The sequence below is a fragment of the Bradyrhizobium sp. AUGA SZCCT0105 genome, from assembly GCF_018129565.1.
Classification (GTDB): Bacteria; Pseudomonadota; Alphaproteobacteria; order Rhizobiales; family Xanthobacteraceae; genus Bradyrhizobium.
The window spans coordinates 470,644-488,958 of sequence record NZ_JAFCMK010000002.1; the positions used below are offsets into that span (position 1 = coordinate 470,644).

The window sequence follows — 18,315 nt, forward strand, 5'->3', positions numbered from 1 at the left end:
AGCGAATGGACAAGAATCCATTCGCTACTCGCGATCCGCCCTTCGTGTCCTTCACTCCTCCTTGAAGCCGTATTCCGGCACGTTGCCGCTGGCGCCGTAATATTTGTAGGGCAGGAACTTGCCCGACATCGTGATCTTGACGCGATCGCCCTTCGGATTGGCGACACGCTCCATCGCCATGTCGAAGTCGATCGCCGACATGATGCCGTCGCCGAATTCTTCCTCGATCAACGCCTTCCACGCCGGGCCGTTCACCATGACCATCTCGTAGAAGCGGTAGATCAGCGGATCGGTCGGCGGCATCGGCGTGCCGGCGCCGCGCATCGGCACCTCGTTGAGCATGGCGGTCTCGGCCTTCGACAGCCCGAACAGTTCGCCGGCATTCGCCGCCTGTGGTTTTGTCAGCTTCATCTGGCCGAGGATCGCGCCCACGATCAGCACTTCGGAATAGCCGCCGATCTTCTCGCAGATGTGCTTCCAGCTCCAGCCCTTCTCGCGCTTGATGTCGAGCAGCTTTTCGGTGAGGTCTTCGCGTTTCATGGGGTTTCCTCCTCAGGCTTCAGCGCGCAACGCTCTGCGCGGGATTGGGTTCGACGACGCGCGGCGGCGAGACGATCACCGGCTCGCCGACGCCGGGCCGCACCGTCGGCACGTGGCGCGGATCGTGTTCGGTCACCTCAGCGGCAAAGCTCTTGCTGCGGCTGACCAGGAAATCGACGATATGGTTGCGCAGCGCATAGTAATAGGGATGGCGGTGCAGGTCGATGCGGCCGCGCTCCTTCGGCAGCGGGTTCTCGACGATCTCGGCCAGCACCGCGCCGGGCCCGTTGGTCATCAGGAAGATCTTGTCGGCGAGGAAGATCGCCTCATCCACGTCGTGGGTGATCATGAAGGTGGTCTGCCCGGTCTCCAGGCAGATGCGCCGCACCTCGTCCTGCAGCGTGCCGCGGGTCAGCGCGTCCAGCGCCGAGAACGGCTCGTCCATCAGCATGATCTTCGGCGTGATCGACAGCGCCCGCGCAATGCCGACGCGCTGCTTCATGCCGCCCGACAGCTCCGACGGGTGCTTGTGCTCGGAGCCGGTCAGCCCGACGAGATCGATGAATTTCTGCGCGTGGGCCCTGACCCGGGCGCGGTCCCATTTGCGCCATTTCGAGCTCACGGCATAGCCGACATTGCCGAGCACCGTGCGCCACGGCAGCAGCGCATGGCTCTGGAAGATCACGGCGCGGTCGAGGCTGGTGCCCTCGATGCCCTGCCCGTCGACGATGACAGTCCCCTCGCTCGGCTCGTCGAGGCCGGCGAGGATGTTCAGCACCGTGGTCTTGCCGCAGCCGGAATGGCCGATCACGCAGCCGAACTCGCCGCGCGTCATCGACAGCCAGAAGTCCTCGAACACCATGGTGGTGCCGCCGCCGGCGCCGGGATAACGCCGGGCGATTCCCTCGATGGAGATGAACTTGTCGGTCATCGCTACTCCGGAAACGTCACCATGCGCGTGAAGCGCGCCAGCACCTGGTCGAGCAGCATGCCGACGAGGCCGATCAAAAGGATCGCGATGATCACATTGGTGATCGACAGATTATTCCACTCGTTCCAGACGAAATAGCCGATGCCGGTGCCGCCGACGAGCATCTCGGCGGCGACGATCACGAGCCAGGCGATCCCGATCGAGATCCGCATGCCCGTGAGGATCGTCGGCGCCGCCGCCGGCAGGATCACGGTGAAGGCGCGCCTGATGGTGCCGACCTCGAGCGTCCGCGCAACGTTGATCCACTCCTTGCGCACGCCGGCGACCCCAAACGCGGTGTTGAGCAGCATCGGCCATACCGAGCAGATGAAGATCACGAAGATCGCCGAGATCGAGGAATCCTTGATGGTGTAGAGCGCGAGCGGCATCCAGGCCAGCGGCGAGATCGGCTTCAGCAGCTGGATGAAGGGATCGAGCGCCTTGCTGATCAAAGGCGACATCCCGATCATGAAGCCGAGCGGGATCGCGACGACGACCGCGATGAGATAGCCGAGCCCGACGCGCCCGATCGAATAGGCGAGCTGGATGCCGAGCCCCTTGTCGTTCGGCCCGTTGTCGTAGAACGGCCGCTTCAGATGCTCCCACAGCTTGGCACCGACATCGAGCGGCCCGGGCATCGCCGACTTGCCCTGCGTCGCGGTCAGCCCCATCAGCCTGGCGTATTCGGGGCTCATGGCCGCCGTTGTGCCGCTGCTGCGGGTCGCGAGGTGCCATGCGCCGAGGAAGACGGCGAGCAGTGCGATCGAGACGATGGCGGCGCGGAGACGGAGGGAGAGCGTCATCGCGCGCACTCTTTCAACCCGTCGTCCCGGCGAAGGCCGGGACCCATACGCCGTGCTCTCACCGTGAGGCACGCGGGGAGACGCCGTGCCCAATCATTGGCGGTAGTGGTTATGGGTCCCGGCCTTCGCCGGGACGACGTGGATAGGTAGGCGCGCCCCCTCACGACGACTTCCTGATCTTGAAGCTCGCGAGATAATCGTCGGGCTTGGCCGGATCGAAAGTCTTGCCCATCACCGAGAACGACTTGTACGAGCTCGTCGGCGGCGTGAGCCCCATCTCGGCCATCACCTTTTTGGTGTCGGTGGCGAGATAGACCTGCTCGGCGACCGCCTTGTAGTCGACGTCGCCCTTGATCTGGCCCCAGCGCTTCATCTGCGTCAGCATCCACACCGCAAAGGACTGCCAGGGGAACGGATCGAAGTCGACGCGTTTCGGATCGGTCTTCACGCCGCCGAGGCCGTCGGCATAGGTGCCGGTCAGGACCTGCTCCAGCACCGTCACCGGCGCGTTGATGTAGTTGGCCGGCGCGATCGCCTCCGCGATCTGCTTGCGGTTCTCGGCCTTCGCAGCAAAGCCGGTGGCGTCCACGATCGCGCGGGTCAGCGCCGCGAAGGAGTTCGGCGCCGTCGTGATGAATTCGCGGCTCGCGGCAAAGCTGCAGCAGGGATGGCCGTCCCAGATCTCCTTGGACAGGATGTGCAGGAAGCCGACACCGTCATAGATCGCGCGCTGGCAGATGTTGTCGGGCGCGAGGAAGCCGTCGATGTTGTCGGCGCGCAGATTGGCGACCATTTCCGGCGGCGGCACCGAGCGGAGCTGCACGTCGGTATCCGGATCGAGCCCGTGCTCCGCGAGATAATAGCGCAGCAAATAATTGTGCATGGAGTAGTCGAACGGAATGGCGAACTTCATGCCTTTCCAATCCTTCGGATCGCGCTTGTCCTTGTGCTTGATGGCAAGCGTGATGCCCTGCCCGTTGATGTTCTCGATCGCGGGCACGGTGAAGGGTATAGCGTTGGCGCCAAGCCCGAGCGAGATCGCGATCGGCATCGGCGCCAGCATGTGGGCAGCGTCGTATTCCTTGTTGATGGTCTTGTCGCGAATGACAGCCCAGCCGGCGGTCTTCACCACCTCGACGTCGAGGCCCTGCCTGGCATAGAAGCCGAGCGGCGCCGCCATGATGATCGGAGTGGCGCAGGTGATCGGGATGAAGCCGACCTTCAAATCCTTCTTCTCCGGTGGTCCGGCGTCGGCGAACGCCTCCGTCGCCGTCTTCAGCGGGACGAACTGCGACAGTGCGGCAAGCGCGGTCGCAGCTCCAACCGATTTCAGGAAGGCGCGGCGCGCGACATCCTGCGGAAACACGGCCCGCATCACCGCCGACGCGACGATGCCTTCGTAGCGCTTCTGCTCGGTGAGATCGGCGACCGGCTCGCAGCGCGGCGTGCGCGCGGCACGCACATGCTCGGCGGCTGAGCGATGCCGGCCACAGGCGCAGCCGGATCGCAGGAGCGCGCGGTCGGCGTCGAAGGGATCATCAAAGGTAGACATGCTGCGCCCCATTGTCGCACCGAACCACGAAGAGCTCCGCGATCCCGTGCATTGATCGGCGTCCGGCCGCGTTTTGCGCCGCCGGACGCCGACAAACATGCAGGTTCTATGCCGCCTTGTCCGTGACGACAGCCGCGGTCGGCAGGCCTTCATCGATCGGCAGCGACGGGTCGCGCGACCATTCGTTCCATGAGCCGAAGTACATCCGCACGTCCTTCACGCCGGCGTTCTTCAGCGCCAGGAAGGTGTTCGAGGCGCGCGCGCCCTTGAAGCAGTAGAGATAGACCGGCGTGGTCTGCGAGATGCCGACGGTGGCGCACTCCGCCAGGATCTCGTCCTTCGACTTGAAGCGCGGGCCTTCGCCGGTCGGCTTCATCATCCGGTACCATTCCAGCCAGACGGCGCCGGGGATGCGGCCCTTGCGCGGGCAGAAATCCTTGCCGTAGGGCGAGGAGCTCTCGCCGATCCACTCGTCGACATCGCGCACATCGAGGATTGCGACGCCGGGCTTGCCGACCGCGGCCAGCATTGCCTTGGCGTCGATCATGATGTCACCGGCCTCCGGCACGATCGCAAAGGAGGCCTTCGGCGGCACCGTCACGTCGGTGGTGACCGGCAGATCGGCGGCTTTCCAGGCATCGAAGCCGCCATGCAGCACCTTCACCTTGGGATAGCCGAGCATCGTCAGCAGGTAATAGCCGCGGCAGGACTGGCCGAAGCCGGAATTCATCGACTGCTCGTAGATCACGGCGGTCTCCTTGCCGGAGAGACCGGCGGCGCCAAACGCGTCGGCGAACTTGGTCTTCAGCTCGTGGATGCCTTCCGGCGTCGAAGTCGCTAGGAATGTGAAGATGTCATGCACGTTGACGGCACCGGGCAAATGGCCGGCCGCATAGGCATCCGGATTCCGCGTGTCGATGATGACACATGGTTCTTTCTTGACGAGCTCGGCAAGTTCGCCGGCGGTGATCAGAACGTCCGTCATGGCTCTCTCCTGTTTGTGGTTGCAGTTGTGGTGGTCCCGAACCTGTTGAGCATGATCTCCGCGCAAACGCGTTCCGCGTTTGTCGCGAGGGAAAACCGGTTCCCACTTTTCCGGATCATGCTTCAGCCGTCCGCCAGCATCTTGCGCAGCTGCTTGGTGGCGGGCGTGACGATCGCGACGAAATAGGCTTCGCGCAGCCTGCGCTGTGCGCGATGGCTCATCAGGTAGCCGCGCGCGCCGCAATGGAGCATCGCCGCATGCGCGAACGCGACGCTGGCATCGCCGATCCGCAGGCGCAGCGCGACGACACGGCGCCAATAGCTGTCATCGGTGTTGTAGGGATCGCTTGCCAGCGTCATCGCCTCCTTCTCGAACTCGGCATAGAGCTCGCGGAATTGCAGCGGCTGCTGCGGCAGATAGCGGTTGACGTGACCGAGCGGTGCATGGACCTCGTCCATGATGTTGATGCAATCCTTCATCAGCCCGAGGCCCATGCCGGCCTGCAGCAGGATGAAGCCGGCGCGGATCTTCTTGACGAACGGCGCAGCCGGCTCGGCCAGGATCAGTTCGTCCGGCACGAACACGTCGCGGAACTGGACGCCGTAGGTGCCGGTGCCATCCATCGCCAGGAACGGCTTGCACGGCGTCAGCGTGATCGCGGGATCGGAGCAATCGGCAAGAAACATCACTGTGCTGCCCGACTCGCCGTTGGTGCCCTCGTCCTCGCGCTCGAAGATCGTGCCGAAGTAATGGTCGGGCCCGAGATTGGACACCCAGGGCAGCGCGCCGCGGACAATGTAGCCGCCATCGACCTTGCGGCCTTTCAGCTTCAGCCGCTCGATGCCGAAGAAGCTCTTCATCGGGTTGGAGAGCCCGGTGCCGCCGAGCGCACGCCCGCTGGAGAAGCAATTGCCGAAGCGCGCGGCGAGCTTCATGTTGGTGGAGTTGGCGACGTACCAGACCAGCGTGTTCTGGCACCACGCCATGAAGGCGGTGGCGCCGCAGACCTCGCCAAGCGCGGCCATCGACTGGATCGCCCAGCGCAGGTCGGCAGGCCCCTCCTGCGGCACGTGGCTGCTCCACGCGCCGACCTTGCCGAGCCGGCGTAGGAATTCGCCGGGATAGACCGAGCCGGCATCGATCGCGGATGCGAGCGGTGCCAGCTCCTGACGGGCGAGGCGCGCGACCTCGTCCGTGATCGTCGGTGCGGGATCTTGAGCTGCGACCCGCGATAAAGCCAGTGAACCCATGGTTGGTCTCCGCACCTTGAATTGCCGGTCGAGCCTTACGCGCTGACCTCGAGATTGACGGGGCGGGTGAAGGTGTTGGCGACCGGCGACCACTTCTTCACATGCGCCACCAGCGCGTCGATCTCGGTCTGCGCGACACCCTCGCATTCCATGTCGACCTTGACGCGGACATCGGTGAAGCCGACCGGCTTCTCGCTGACGTCGCCGGTGCCCCACACCGCGGTGATGTTGAGATCGCCCTCGAGTTCGAGTTCGAGCTTGTTGACGATCCAGCCGCGATGCACCGCGTTGGCGTGCAGGCCGACCGCAAGGCAGGAGCCGAGCGCGGCGAGCGAGGCCTCCGACGGATTGGGCGCGGTGTCGTCACCGAGCAAGCCCGGCGGCTCATCGACGATGTAGGGCGCGAGGTTGCGGATGTAGTTGGCATGACGGAACTTGCCCTCGGCCACCGTTCTGCACTTCAAGGTCTTGATGACCTTCGGGTTGGCCTTGCCGTTGGCAATCAGCTGCTCGAGCCCGCCTCTATCGATCGGCGCGAGGCAGCCGGTCAGTGCGGTTTTTTGAGCGACAGCGGTCATCAGTTTTCTCCCTGGGAGCGATGGATTGGGTCAGGATACCGAACGGTCTGTTTCCTGCACGAAGCGTGCCAGTCCCGCCCCAAATCAAAAGGCGAAATCCCGCAGACGCTTAGCTGTGCCTGCCTGCGGATTGATCAGGGCGCGGCTGCTCAAACGCGGTGCATCTGCCGCGCCGCAGCGATTATTTTGAGCGCAGGACGGCGCACATGCCCGCCCCCGTGAAGATGCGGCTTGATGATTTCGCCGCGCTCCGATTTACTGCCGCGCATGGTCAAATCGATTGCGAAGAAAAAATCTGCCGCCGCGTTCGCCGTTGGCGACGACGAATCCGCGCGCGGCCGCCTGCTCAACGCGGCGACACATCTGTTCTGCAAGAACGGCATCAACGCCACTGGCATCGATGCGATCATCGACGAGGCCGGAACCGCCAAGACCACGCTCTACAAGCTGTTCGGCTCGAAGACCAACCTGGTCCACGCCGTGCTGGAAAGCGAAGGCAAGCAGTGGCGCGAGTGGTTCATCGGCGCGATCGAGGCCGGCGGCGGCGATCCGCAGACCAAGCTGGCACGGATCTTCCCCGCCCTGAAGAGCTGGTTCGCCGAGGAGCGCTTCTACGGCTGCCCCTTCATCAACGCGGTCGCCGAGCACGACAAGGACGCCAAGCAGTTCCGCAACATCGCGCTGAAGCACAAGAAGGTGGTGCTGGCGCATATCGAGAAGCTCGCCGGCGAGATGGGCGCGACCGAACCGGCCGTGCTCGCGCACCAGCTCGCGCTGTTGATCGACGGCGCCATCGTCGCCGCCATGGTGTCGTGCGATCCCGGTGTCGCCGACACCGCGGGCCTCGCCGCCAGCAATCTGTTCGCGCCGGCCAAGCTGAAGAAGGCGAAGCGCACGGGCCGCGCGGACGAACTTATGGCAGTCTAGGCGCCGCGATGGAGCGACGCCCCCGATCACCTCGTTGCCCGCCTTGATCGGCACGCCCGCCCGAAACTCAACCGCCGGCCGAACGGACCGTCGCGACCAACGGCCGCATCGCAGCCTCCGGCATCGGTATTCGGCGGCGCGATCGCCCGCCGGATTTACCTGTCGTCAATCACACCGGGCGATCCGCCGCGGCCTTAAACGCCTGTTAGCTCCGGCCGGGTCAGTTGCCACGTGAAAGTACGGGGCAAGAACAATGCAGTCCGAAAAAGGACGATACAGCCAGCCGCGCTGGGGCGTGACGCGCTGGCTCGCCGATGCGGGTCCGGGCGTGCCCGATGACATCCGCTCGGCGCTGATCGGGGATCTCTATGGCTCGCTGCCGGTGTTCGCGGCCGGCGCGGTCAATACGGTCGCCGTCGCAGCCGTGATTGCGATCCGCGAGCCGACCGCGCCGTTCATCGCCTGGGTCATCCTCGAACTCGTCATCTGCCTCTCGCGACTGACGGTGCTCGTGGCTGCGCATCGCGCGGCACGCGAAGGGCGGCCGACGCCGACCGACCTGCACCTCGTCCTTGCGGTCGCCTGGAGCGCCAGCGTCGGCTTCGGCATCCTGATCAGCCTTGCAAGCGGCGACTGGGTGGTTGCGATGCTGGCCTCGCTGTCGGCGGCGGCGATGGTCGGCGGCATCTGCTTCCGCAACTTCAGCGCCCCCCGCCTGGCCGGCACCATGATCCTGCTTAGCCTCGGCCCGATCGTGCCCGGCGCGGCGCTGGCCGGCGAGCCGCTGCTGTTCATCGTGTTCCTGCAGGTGCCGATGTATCTCGCGGCGATGACGGTCGCGGCCTTCCGCCTCAACAAGATGCTGATCGCAACCATGCGCGCCGAGCGCGAGAACGGGCATCTTGCCCATCACGACACCCTGACCGGCCTGCGCAATCGCGCCGGTTTCGTCGCCGCGCTGAACACGAAGCTGGCGGCTCCGGCCGGAAATGGCAGGCCGTTCGCGCTGCTGTTCCTCGACCTCGACAGTTTCAAGCCGGTCAACGACACCTACGGCCATGCGGCCGGCGACCAGGTGCTGATGCTGGCCGCCGAGCGGCTGCGGCGCGCTCTGCCGGAGACCGCGGTGATCGCGCGGCTTGGCGGCGATGAATTCGTGGTGCTGGCGAACGGCGTCACCGCGGAGCAGGCGCTCGGGATCGGCCAGCGCATCATCCAGGCCGTCACGATGCCGTACCGGCTCGCCGACGGCATCTTCGCCAAGGTCGGCGTCAGTGTCGGCGTCGCCGTGTCGCCCGAGCACGGCACCGAGGCCGAGGAGCTCCTGGCCGTTGCCGATACCGCGCTCTATGAAGCGAAATCCGACGGCAAGGCACAGTGCCGCCTGGCGTCCGTCGCCACCAATGTCGCGGCGCTGCGCCGGCTGACGAAAATGGACCCCACGCCGGCTCTCGATCGCGGCGCCGCCTGAGGCGACGTCCGGCAGGAATGCCGCGCTACAGATCGAAGTTCGTCGGCAGCATCACGACGTCGCGGATGGTCATGCCGCGCGGCCGGGTCAGCATGAACATCACGACCTCGGCGACTTCGCTGGCCTCCAGCAGGCTGCCCGCCGCCTTGGCCTCCTCAAGCTTCTCCGCCGGCCAGTCCGCGAGCAGCGCGCTGATCACGGGTCCTGGCGAGATCGAGCCGACGCGGATGCCGTGCTTGAACACCTGGCGCCGCACCGTCTGCACGAAGCAGTTGATCGCCCATTTCGACGACGCATAGACCGGCTCCCACGGCGTCGGGAAATGCGCGGCGAGCGAGCTCGTCACGATGATGTCGCCGGTGCCGCGCGCGATCATGTGCGGCAGCACGTCGTGCACGTTCTTCATCACGACGTTGACGTTGAGGTTCAACATCCGGTCGATCGCGCTGGTGTCGGCATCGACGAGATCGCCGCCGACATAGATCCCCGCATTGGCGTGCAGGATGTCGAGCTGGCCGGCCTTCTCGAGGATTTTTGGCAGCAGCGTCGCGCAGGCTTTCGGGTCGAGCAGGTCGATGACCAGCGGGATCACCGCATCGCCGTGCTTGCCGGCGAGCGCTTGCAGCGCGGCCGCGTCGCGGTCGACCATCACCACGCGCGCGCCCGCAGCCAGCATCGCCTCGCTGCTCGCAAGTCCAATGCCTGACGCCGCCCCGGTCACGGCCGCGACCTTGCCTTCCAATTGCTTCGCCATCGTCTCCACCCTGTCCGGTCAGTGCGGCACGCATGGCAACACATCGCGGCCGCGATGTCAGCTCCCATGCGATGAACGGCGGCGCGCATGTCTGTCACATGCGGAGCATTGGCGGTCGCGTAGCGAAGCGGCCACGCAGCCATTTTGCCGCCGGTCCGGCCGGCCGCTGCTTGTGCCACACCACCTCGAGCGCGACGGGATGCGCGCCCTCGTCGAATTCCAGTTCGGGAACGGCCAGTTCGTCGGCAATTTGCGAGCTCGCCATGATGTGGGCCGGGATCAGCGCCCAGCCGACGCCCTGCTTGAGGATCTGCAGGATCACCCAGTGACTCTCGACCCACCACACCTCCGCTGCGACACGGAGCCGGTGCCGCTCGGTACCTTCGTTGCGCACCGTGACCATGATCTGGCGATGCCGCTTCAGCTCCTCCCAATCCACCCGCCCGTGCGCCAGCGGATGGTTCTTGCCGCAGACGAGCTGCAGCGGCACCCAGCCGATGGTCTTGAAGCCGAGTTCGGGTGGCAGATGCTCCTGCCGCCACATCACGCCGACATCGGCCTTGCCGTCGAGCACGAGACGGCTGACGTCCTCCATGATCGGAAACAGCAGCTCCACTTCGACATGGGGGAAGCGCTTGGCGAATTCCGCAAACAGCTCGCCGACCGCGCTCTCCGGATAGAGCTCGTCGATCGCCACCACCAACCGCTTCTCGACATGCGCCTCGAAACTGCTCGCGACTCCGATCAGATGCTCGCGACGATCGAGGATCAGTCTTGCTTCCGGCAACAGCCGCGCCCCGGCTTCGGTCAGCACCGGGTTGCGCCCGGTCCGATCGAACAGCGCAATCCCGAGGTCGGTCTCCAGATTGGCGACGTGGGTGCTGACGGCCGATTGGGCTTTCTTCAGCAGCCGTGCCGCACCGGAGAACGAGCCCTGCTCGGCCGCCGCCACGAAGGATTCGAGCTGGTCCATGGAGACGGCCATCTATCTCTTTTCCAGATATTATCTAACTTTGTAATCCCACAATATCAGATAGAAACCGTCGCAACAACGAGAGCGTTTTCAAGCGAAGTGGGGATACCGGTTCGCGTGAAGAAAACGCGTCAAAATAAGAATCAAGAAAGGGTTTCAAAATGTCTATGCGTTCCTTCTCCGACCGGATCAGGCACGCAGTCCTGTTCGAACTGATCGGTATCGCCATCTTCACGCCGGCAGCCGCCTGGCTGTTCAATCAGCCGGTCGCCCATATGGGCGTCATCGGCGTCGTCTCGGCGACGGTGGCGACGATCTGGAACTTGCTGTTCAATCTCGGCTTCGACCACGCGCTGGTCCGCGTCACCGGCCGTGTCATCAAGACGATGCCGATCCGTGTCGCGCACGCGATGCTGTTCGAGGCCGGCCTGATCGTGCTGCTGATCCCGTTCGTCGCCTGGTATCTCGGCGTCTCGCTGTGGGCCGCGCTGATGATGGATATCTCGATCGTCGCGTTCTATCTGGTCTACGCGTTCGTCTTCAACATCGCTTACGACCGCGTGTTTCCGGTGCGCGAGCTCAGCGCGCACGGTCGCACGGCAAGCGGGGCCCTGCCGGCCTGATCGGTCTTGGTGTCCGGCGCGGTGGATCATTCGATCTGCCGCGCCGGACCCTGACACCGCGCGAATATTTCCGGCAATAGCGACTGCACACAAGTTCCGCCGCACATCACTCATAGACTGGTTTGATCCGGCTCGGAGGCTGTGAAATGCTTTGAGCCGACATGCCGGTCAGAGGCTGCCAACCGGCCAATAATGCCAAACGGCCAACAACAAGAAACGGAGGACGACAATGCCAAGGAACCGTTCACCCCAGCTCACTCGCCGTGATCTTATCAAGGGCACGGCTGCCACGTCAGCCACGCTGCTGCTCGGCAAGCCCGCCATCGCCAAAGGCAAGACTGAGATCGTGATCGGCAACATCGACGCCTATTCGGGACCGGCTGCGGTCTATTCGTCGATCGGCCGCACGCCCGGCGGCTATTTCAAGATGATCAACGAGCAAGGCGGCATCAACGGCCGCATGATCAAGTACATCACCTATGACGACGCCTACAGCCCGGCCAAAACCGTCGAGCAGGCGCGCAAGCTGGTCGAAGGCGACGAGATCGATGTGCTGTTTGCGCCGCTCGGTGCACCGACCAACGCGGCGATCATGAAGTACATGAACCAGAAGAAGGTCCCGCACCTCTTCATCGCCTCGGGCGCCACCAAGTTCAGCGACTACAAGAACTTCCCCTACACCATGGGTTTCCAGCCCTGCTACCAGATCGAGGGCCGGGCCCTCGCACAGCATGTCCTGTCGACACAGAACAACCCCAAGATCGGCATCGTCTACCAGAACGACGATTTCGGACGCGACGTGCTGAAGGGTTTCAAGGACGGACTCGGCGGCAAGACCTCCGCAATCGTCGCCGAGCTGTCCTATGAGACCGCCGACCCGACCATCGACAGCCAGGTGGTCCGCTGCAAATCCGCCGGCGCCAACGTGTTCATGAGCATGACCACGCCGAAATTCGCCGCGCAAGGCATCAAGAAGATCGCCGAACTCGGCTGGCAGCCGGCGCATTACATCGGCAACAACGCTTCCTCCGCCGGCTCGACACTGAAGGCCGCAGGCTTCGACGTGTCCAAGGGGATCATTTCCAGCGCCTATCTGAAGGATCCCGTCGACGCCGCCTGGGACAGCGATCCCGCCATCCAGAAATGGCGTGCCTTCCTCGACAAATACGATCCGGCCGCGGCCAGGAACGACATCTATGCGGTCACCGGCTATCTCACCAGCCAGATTCTGGTTCAGGTGCTCAAGCAGTGCGGCGACGACGTCTCGTCGGAAAACATCATCAAGCAGGCGGCAAATCTCAGGGATGTCGAATCCGACATGCTGCTGCCGGGCATCAAGATCAACACCTCGCCGACCGACTATTATCCGCTCGAGCAACTGCAACTGACGCGCTTCAGCGGCGAACGTTACGAGCCGCTGGGCCCCGTGATCGACGGCGGCATCTCGAAGGCTTGATCGTCCACGGCGTTCCGCGAAAACCAGCGCCGCATGCGCGAACCGTCTCGCAGTTGCCATCGGCCTTTCATCGGCCGATGATGCGCGAAACAGATCCGAGCCAACCGGGAGGAAGTGAATGCGTGGACGCCGTGTGCTGATGGAATCCTTCGTGGCGCACGGCGTGCGTCACATCTTCGGCAATCCCGGCACGACCGAAACGCCGCTGCTCGACAGCCTGCCGGCATTCCCCCAACTCGAATACATCATGGCGCTGCATGAAGGCGTCGCCGTCAGCGCCGCCAGCTTCTATGCGCAGGCATCGGGACGCGTCACCGTTGCCAACCTGCACGTCGCGCCCGGCCTTGGCAACGGTATCGGTTCGCTCTATGGCGCGCTGAAAGCGAATTCGCCCGTGGTCGTGACGGCGGGTCAGCAGGACACGCGTATGCGGCTCAACAATCCGCTGCTCGGCCACGACCTCGTTGCGATGGCAGCGCCCGTGACAAAGTGGAGCGTTCAGATCGAGCGCGCCGACGAGATCGCTCCGATCATGCGCCGCGCGTTCAAGGTGGCGACCGATGCGCCGCAAGGCCCGGTGTTCGTATCGCTCCCGATCGACGTCATGGATCAGGAGACCGCGGTCGATGCATCGACGCCGGACAATCTGTGGCGGTCGACACGCCCCGATCCGGCAGGCATCGAAGCGCTGGTCGCGCTGCTTCTGAAGTCAGGTAATCCAGCCATCATCGCCGGCGATGACGTCGCGAGATCCGGCGGCGAGCAGGCGTTGGTCGCACTTGCGGAAACGATCGGTGCGACCGTTTGGTTCGAAGGGTTGCGGCATCACGCGCCCTTCCCGACCAGCCATCCGAGCTATCGTCAGTCGCTCCCTGGCGACGCCCGGCAGGTGCGCAAGGTGCTCGGCGATACCGATCTCGTGCTGCTGATCGGCGGCCCGTTCTTCGAGGACATCTGGTTTGCGCCTGATAACCACACTCCCCACGGCGCGTCCGTGCTCCAGATCGAAGCCTCAACCGAGCGTCTCGCGCTCAACAACCGGCTCGATGCCGGCATCGTCGGTGACATCGCCGTCAGCATCAGTGCATTGACGGAAGCGCTGCGTGCCAAGGCGAGCGCGGACTTCAGGCAGGCTGCGCAAACCCGCAACGCAGCGCTGGCCGAACTGCAAGCGAAAGAGAAGGAAGCCTATCGCGCGCGCGTTGAGAAGAGCTGGAACCGCGAGCCGAGCTCGATGCCGCGCGTCACCGCGGAACTGCGTCGCGGGCTGCCTGACGATGTGGTCATCGTCGATGAGAGCATCACGGCGAGCCTCGATCTCGCGCGCGCCTTCGACTATCGCGGCTTCGGCGATTATTTCGGCGGACGTGGCGGCGGCATCGGCCAGGGTCTTGCCGGCGCGATCGGCGTCAAGGTCGCGATGCCGGATCGTCCCGTTGTCGCGATCTCCGGCGACGGCTCGGCGATGTATGCGATCCAGGCGCTATGGACCGCCGCGCACCACAAGCTCGCGATCGTGTTCGTGGTGCTGGCGAACCGCGAGTACCGCATTCTCAAGCACAATGTGGACGTCTGGCGACAGAACTTCGAAGCCGGCACCCAGCATCCCTATCAGAACATGGATATCACCGGTCCCGCGCTCGACTTCGTGCATCTCGCGGCCGGCATGGGCGTCGAGGCGGTCAGGGTCGAGAAGGCGGACGACATCGCCGGCGCAGTCGCAAAGGCTGTCGCGGCGCAGCGCCCGTACCTCGTCGAGATCGCAATCGAAGGCAAGCGCTAGAGGAGCTTCTGATGGCAGGCATTCTGGACGGGAAGGCTGCGTTGGTGACGGGCGGCGGCTCCGGCATTGGCCGGGCAACAGCGATTGCCATGGCGCGCGAAGGCGCGCGCGTCGCGGTGTCGGATCTCTCGAAGGATGGAATCGAACAGACGGTCGCGCTCATCAACGCCGCAGGCGGCCAGTCGATCGCGATCCAGGGCGACGTCACCGACGAGGCCGATGTCGCCAACATGGTGGCACGCACGGTGTCGGCGTTCGGGCGCATCGATTGCGCGTTCAACAATGCCGGCGTGGCCGGGCGCTCCGTCGGCCCGCCCGGCCAGCGCATCCATGAGCTCACGCAGCCCTCGGTGGCGAAGATGTTTTCGGTGAATCTGATGGGCGTGTTCCTGTGCCTGAAATACGAGGTCGCGCAGATGCTGAGGCAGGGCGGCGGCGGCGCGATCGTCAACACCGCCTCGATCGCCGGGCTGGTCGGCCTTGCCACGTCGGCCCACTATGTCGCGACCAAGCACGGCGTCGTTGGGCTGACCAAGTCTGCTGCGATCGAATACGCCCAGGACGGCATCCGCGTAAACTGCGTCAATCCGGGATACATCAAGACGCCGATGACCAAGGAGACGATGGACGAACGTTACGACGAGATCATCGCCAAGGTGCCCGCACGTCGCCTGGGGGTACCAGAGGAAATCGCGGAGGCCGTGGTCTGGATGTGCTCGGACAAGGCGTCCTTCATGACAGGCGCATCGCAGGTGGTCGACGGCGGCTACAGCGCCGCCTGAGGTGCGCTTCAGCGGGGCGCGGCGCGGCTTTCAGGCTATTCCTTTGGCGGCACCGTGCGCAGATAGGCGACAATGGCGTCGAGATCGGCAGCTGACACAGTGGCGTAGTAATGGAAGCCCATCGGCGGATTGAGCTTGCTGCCGTCCTTGCTGACGCCCTGCGTGATGGCACGTTTGATCTCGTCATCAGTCCAGCTGCCAATGCCTTTCGTCTTGCTGGAGCTGATGTTCCGAGAAACCGAGACGCCCCAAGGTCCATGAAACTTGCCGCCGCCGGTGCCCATGCTGGTTGCAAATTCTCGCCCTTGCGGGCCCATCGGGGTGTGGCACTCCATACAGTGGGCAATCGTGGCAAGGTAGAATCCCTGCTGCACCTTGTCGCCCAACATCGCTTCGGTGTACGGGCCTTCACCGCCCGGGGGAACAGGATGTCCTTGTGCCATCTTGTAGACCGGCTCCGGCACCGCATTCCTGATCGGCTTGATCGTGCGCAGATAAGCGATCACCGCATCGAGATCGCGATCAGTCATGATCTCGTAGAAGCCGCTCGGCATGATCATGGCGACCCGCGCGCCGTTGCGCTTGATGCCCTTGCGCAGCAATTGTCTGAGTTCGGCGTCGGTGTAATTGCCGATGCCGGTTTCCGTGTCTTGGGTGATGTTCGGGGCCGTCACCTTGAACGGTGGCTCATCCCATGACGCGCCGCCGGAAAAAGCCTTGTCGCTGATCTCCCCTGACGGTCCCTTCGGAGTGTGGCAATTGCCGCAGGTCAGGATGCCATTGACGAGGTAATCACCGCGCGCCACCAATTCCGATTCTGCGCTGACCGGGCCGGTCAATAGCACGCCGATAACGAGCGCTAACGATCCGATGCGGATCATGACGACGCCTCCAATCAATCAAGTATGCGATAGAACTCAGATCAATTTCTGGCTTCAAAAATGGACGTCAGCGAAACGTGCGCACCGGTGTTCAACGGTGCGAAGGCCATGTGCAAAATTACGTAGCTGGCGCGCAAGAAATGCCGCGCGCGGATCGATGGTACGATCGCAGCCCTCTCTTCTACAGATCCGATTGCCGGAGGGCTGGCCAGGCCAAATCTAACAGATTTCACGCGCTTGAGAAGGCAGCATGACCATTCCGACATACGAGGCGCTGGTTATCGGGATCAACACCTCGCCGACCAATCGCTACTGCTCGAGAACTGGTGCGGGTCAGCAGGCAAACAGAAGGGCCGCGCCCCGGATGCGTGACTCACAAGTGGCGCAACAAATTCAGTCTCGTCCCGGCGCGGGCCGGGACCCATTACCCCAAATCTCAATTGTTGCGCGACGCTGGGGCCGCGATCCCGATCATCACCGAATGCGGTGGTTATGGGTCCTGGCTTTCGCCAGGACGACGTGTGGAGAGGCCCGCGATCGATCTCGACGCCATCAGACTCTCAGCCGGCGAAAGCTCACCGCTCCTGCTGCAAGCTCCCCTCCAGCCGCGCCAGCTCGCCGTCGAGGTCGCGCTCGACATCGGCCACCTGCATATCCACCACCCGATAGTCGCGCGCCTCGAGCCAGGCGCGGCGATTGGCGCGGTCGGCGGCGATGGCGTCGCTCTCGCCAGCGTTGACCAGCTCGATCGCGAGCCGGTGCACGAAGGAGACGAAGTCGGGGATGTGGCGGCCGACCGGGGTCTGGCGCTTGAACTGGCCGGCGAAGCGGCGGTCCCGCGTCAGCGCCTGCCACACGATCCGCTCGGCGTCGGTCGGGTTGCGGCGGAGCAGCCGGGCGAGCCCACGCACCGTGCTGGAGTTGTCGGCGGCGGCACCGCCCTGCCCCTGCTCGGCGAGCAGCGCCCGCAGCCGGGTCGCCTGCGCGCCGTCGAGCACGCCGCCCTTGGCCGGGCCCTTGCGGCCCTCGGCGATCGCCATCACGACTCCATGGAGCGTGTGCATGTCCTGCTTGGTCGGATCCATCCGGGTGAAGATGTTGCGCAGGTTCACCAGCATGGTGTCGCGCTTCTCGGCCGGCCGCAGGAACTCGACCTTGTCGAGCTCGGCGACGAGGTTGTCGAAGAACGCCTGCATCTGGTGCTGGGAGGCCGGCTCGGACCGCTCCGGCATCGCGAACGGCAGCGCGCCCGCGGTCGAAAGCTTGAACCATTCATACCCCATCAGCAGCACCGCCTGCGCCAGGTTGAGCGAGGCGAAGCCCGGATTGACCGGAAAGGTGATGATGCGGTTGGCGAGCGCGACTTCCTCATTGGTCAGGCCGGAGCGCTCCCGCCCGAACAGGATGCCGGCCCCGCCGCCGGAGGCGACATGGCCGACGATCTCGTTTGCCGCGCCTTCCGGCCCGACCACCGGCTTGGCCTGGTCGTGGGCGCGCGCGGTGGTCGCGAACACCAGCGTGAGATCGGCGATCGCCTGCTCGACCGTGTCGAACAGCTCGACGGAACCGATGATGTGGTCGGCGCCGGCGGCGGCGCGTTGCGCGGCGACATTCGGCCAGCCGTCACGCGGATTGACGATGCGCATCCGGGTCAGCGCGAAGTTGCCCATCGCGCGCGCGGCCATGCCGATGTTCTCGCCAAGCTGCGGCTCTACCAGGATGACGACGGGACCGGCAAGGTCGTGCCCTGCCTTGGTCTTGTCGGTGCCGGACATCTCACTTCACTTTCTGATTCAACATCTGAAGATTTTGAATCAGCTTCCGAAGCGGCTGATTCAAACTCTCATGCAGGGCGGCGCAACCAGCTTTGCACCGGTTTTGCGCGGGACCATTTTCTCCAAGGAGATAACAGGGTTAGCGGCGTTTGCGAATCCTCAATCGGAATCCCAATCGCACGGAGCGAAGACTGCCGCTTGCGCGCGCTTAG

17 protein-coding genes are annotated in these 18,315 nt (G+C 64.4%); 6 read left to right on the forward strand and 11 right to left on the reverse strand.

Annotated elements, in window-relative coordinates; translation table 11 throughout:
* Nucleotides 1–51 precede the first annotated feature (51 nt).
* The 7 genes from cynS to JQ573_RS11320 all read right to left on the reverse strand — a co-directional run bounded on the left by cynS (nt 52) and on the right by JQ573_RS11320 (nt 6,678).
* Complete coding sequence (gene cynS / locus JQ573_RS11290; RefSeq protein ID WP_092115321.1) at nt 52–540, reverse strand: cyanase; 489 nt, start codon at nt 538–540, stop codon at nt 52–54.
* A 19-nt stretch (nt 541–559) separates the two neighbouring features.
* Entirely contained in the window at nt 560–1,471 is a 912-nt protein-coding gene (locus tag JQ573_RS11295; RefSeq protein ID WP_212309983.1) for an ABC transporter ATP-binding protein, read from the reverse strand.
* Nucleotides 1,472–1,473: 2 nt separating this feature from the next.
* Nucleotides 1,474–2,313 carry a nitrate ABC transporter permease gene (gene ntrB, locus JQ573_RS11300; protein ID WP_212309984.1) on the reverse strand — a complete coding sequence of 280 codons (840 nt, stop codon included), beginning with the start codon at nt 2,311–2,313 and terminating at the stop codon, nt 1,474–1,476.
* Nucleotides 2,314–2,473: 160 nt separating this feature from the next.
* Entirely contained in the window at nt 2,474–3,865 is a 1,392-nt protein-coding gene (locus tag JQ573_RS11305) for a CmpA/NrtA family ABC transporter substrate-binding protein (protein WP_212309985.1), read from the reverse strand.
* A gap of 106 nt (nt 3,866–3,971) precedes the next feature.
* Entirely contained in the window at nt 3,972–4,850 is an 879-nt protein-coding gene (locus JQ573_RS11310) for a sulfurtransferase (RefSeq protein WP_212309986.1), read from the reverse strand.
* Between the two features lie 122 nt (nt 4,851–4,972).
* A complete protein-coding gene (locus tag JQ573_RS11315) occupies nt 4,973–6,100 on the reverse strand; it encodes an acyl-CoA dehydrogenase family protein (protein WP_212309987.1) in 1,128 nt (375 codons plus the stop codon).
* A gap of 35 nt (nt 6,101–6,135) precedes the next feature.
* Nucleotides 6,136–6,678, reverse strand: a complete 543-nt coding sequence (locus JQ573_RS11320) for an OsmC family protein (protein WP_097675679.1) — start codon at nt 6,676–6,678, stop codon at nt 6,136–6,138.
* 267 nt (nt 6,679–6,945) lie between these two features.
* Between JQ573_RS11320 and JQ573_RS11325 the strand changes: the two genes are divergently transcribed.
* Nucleotides 6,946–7,605: a TetR/AcrR family transcriptional regulator gene (locus JQ573_RS11325; protein ID WP_212310745.1), complete on the forward strand. Its 660-nt coding sequence runs from the start codon at nt 6,946–6,948 to the stop codon at nt 7,603–7,605.
* Nucleotides 7,606–7,858: 253 nt separating this feature from the next.
* Complete coding sequence (locus JQ573_RS11330) at nt 7,859–9,076, forward strand: GGDEF domain-containing protein (protein ID WP_212309988.1); 1,218 nt, start codon at nt 7,859–7,861, stop codon at nt 9,074–9,076.
* 25 nt (nt 9,077–9,101) lie between these two features.
* Here the strand turns inward: JQ573_RS11330 and JQ573_RS11335 are convergent, their stop codons facing one another.
* Nucleotides 9,102–9,830, reverse strand: a complete 729-nt coding sequence (locus tag JQ573_RS11335) for an SDR family oxidoreductase (RefSeq protein WP_212309989.1) — start codon at nt 9,828–9,830, stop codon at nt 9,102–9,104.
* A 94-nt stretch (nt 9,831–9,924) separates the two neighbouring features.
* On the reverse strand, nt 9,925–10,815 hold the full coding sequence (locus JQ573_RS11340) for a LysR family transcriptional regulator (protein WP_212309990.1): 891 nt from the start codon (nt 10,813–10,815) through the stop codon (nt 9,925–9,927).
* Nucleotides 10,816–10,964: 149 nt separating this feature from the next.
* On the opposite strand from JQ573_RS11340, the gene JQ573_RS11345 reads away from it, so the two are divergent.
* The 4 genes from JQ573_RS11345 (at nt 10,965) to JQ573_RS11360 (ending at nt 15,447) form a co-directional block, all read left to right on the forward strand.
* Nucleotides 10,965–11,426: a PACE efflux transporter gene (locus JQ573_RS11345; RefSeq protein ID WP_212309991.1), complete on the forward strand. Its 462-nt coding sequence runs from the start codon at nt 10,965–10,967 to the stop codon at nt 11,424–11,426.
* A 229-nt stretch (nt 11,427–11,655) separates the two neighbouring features.
* Nucleotides 11,656–12,882: an ABC transporter substrate-binding protein gene (locus tag JQ573_RS11350; RefSeq protein WP_212309992.1), complete on the forward strand. Its 1,227-nt coding sequence runs from the start codon at nt 11,656–11,658 to the stop codon at nt 12,880–12,882.
* Between the two features lie 118 nt (nt 12,883–13,000).
* Nucleotides 13,001–14,665: a thiamine pyrophosphate-binding protein gene (locus tag JQ573_RS11355; protein WP_212309993.1), complete on the forward strand. Its 1,665-nt coding sequence runs from the start codon at nt 13,001–13,003 to the stop codon at nt 14,663–14,665.
* A gap of 11 nt (nt 14,666–14,676) precedes the next feature.
* Nucleotides 14,677–15,447, forward strand: coding sequence for an SDR family NAD(P)-dependent oxidoreductase (locus JQ573_RS11360; RefSeq protein WP_212309994.1), 771 nt, complete (start codon nt 14,677–14,679; stop codon nt 15,445–15,447).
* A gap of 35 nt (nt 15,448–15,482) precedes the next feature.
* Here JQ573_RS11360 and JQ573_RS11365 read toward each other — a convergent pair whose 3' ends face one another.
* Both JQ573_RS11365 and JQ573_RS11370 read right to left on the reverse strand, forming a co-directional pair.
* Nucleotides 15,483–16,328, reverse strand: a complete 846-nt coding sequence (locus tag JQ573_RS11365; protein WP_249131612.1) for a cytochrome c — start codon at nt 16,326–16,328, stop codon at nt 15,483–15,485.
* A 575-nt stretch (nt 16,329–16,903) separates the two neighbouring features.
* The gene (locus JQ573_RS11370) at nt 16,904–18,103 is read right to left on the reverse strand and encodes a TrmJ/YjtD family RNA methyltransferase (protein WP_212309995.1); all 1,200 of its coding nucleotides are present in this window, start codon (nt 18,101–18,103) and stop codon (nt 16,904–16,906) included.
* Nucleotides 18,104–18,315: the final 212 nt, after the last annotated feature.

Coding starts and splice junctions, on each gene's coding strand:
- cynS (WP_092115321.1), bottom strand. CDS start 540: ATGAAACGCGAAGACCTCACCGAAAAGCTGCTCGACATCAAGCGCGAG.
- JQ573_RS11295 (WP_212309983.1), bottom strand. CDS start 1,471: ATGACCGACAAGTTCATCTCCATCGAGGGAATCGCCCGGCGTTATCCC.
- ntrB (WP_212309984.1), bottom strand. CDS start 2,313: ATGACGCTCTCCCTCCGTCTCCGCGCCGCCATCGTCTCGATCGCACTG.
- JQ573_RS11305 (WP_212309985.1), bottom strand. CDS start 3,865: ATGTCTACCTTTGATGATCCCTTCGACGCCGACCGCGCGCTCCTGCGA.
- JQ573_RS11310 (WP_212309986.1), bottom strand. CDS start 4,850: ATGACGGACGTTCTGATCACCGCCGGCGAACTTGCCGAGCTCGTCAAG.
- JQ573_RS11315 (WP_212309987.1), bottom strand. CDS start 6,100: ATGGGTTCACTGGCTTTATCGCGGGTCGCAGCTCAAGATCCCGCACCG.
- JQ573_RS11320 (WP_097675679.1), bottom strand. CDS start 6,678: ATGACCGCTGTCGCTCAAAAAACCGCACTGACCGGCTGCCTCGCGCCG.
- JQ573_RS11325 (WP_212310745.1), top strand. CDS start 6,946: ATGGTCAAATCGATTGCGAAGAAAAAATCTGCCGCCGCGTTCGCCGTT.
- JQ573_RS11330 (WP_212309988.1), top strand. CDS start 7,859: ATGCAGTCCGAAAAAGGACGATACAGCCAGCCGCGCTGGGGCGTGACG.
- JQ573_RS11335 (WP_212309989.1), bottom strand. CDS start 9,830: ATGGCGAAGCAATTGGAAGGCAAGGTCGCGGCCGTGACCGGGGCGGCG.
- JQ573_RS11340 (WP_212309990.1), bottom strand. CDS start 10,815: ATGGCCGTCTCCATGGACCAGCTCGAATCCTTCGTGGCGGCGGCCGAG.
- JQ573_RS11345 (WP_212309991.1), top strand. CDS start 10,965: ATGTCTATGCGTTCCTTCTCCGACCGGATCAGGCACGCAGTCCTGTTC.
- JQ573_RS11350 (WP_212309992.1), top strand. CDS start 11,656: ATGCCAAGGAACCGTTCACCCCAGCTCACTCGCCGTGATCTTATCAAG.
- JQ573_RS11355 (WP_212309993.1), top strand. CDS start 13,001: ATGCGTGGACGCCGTGTGCTGATGGAATCCTTCGTGGCGCACGGCGTG.
- JQ573_RS11360 (WP_212309994.1), top strand. CDS start 14,677: ATGGCAGGCATTCTGGACGGGAAGGCTGCGTTGGTGACGGGCGGCGGC.
- JQ573_RS11365 (WP_249131612.1), bottom strand. CDS start 16,328: ATGATCCGCATCGGATCGTTAGCGCTCGTTATCGGCGTGCTATTGACC.
- JQ573_RS11370 (WP_212309995.1), bottom strand. CDS start 18,103: ATGTCCGGCACCGACAAGACCAAGGCAGGGCACGACCTTGCCGGTCCC.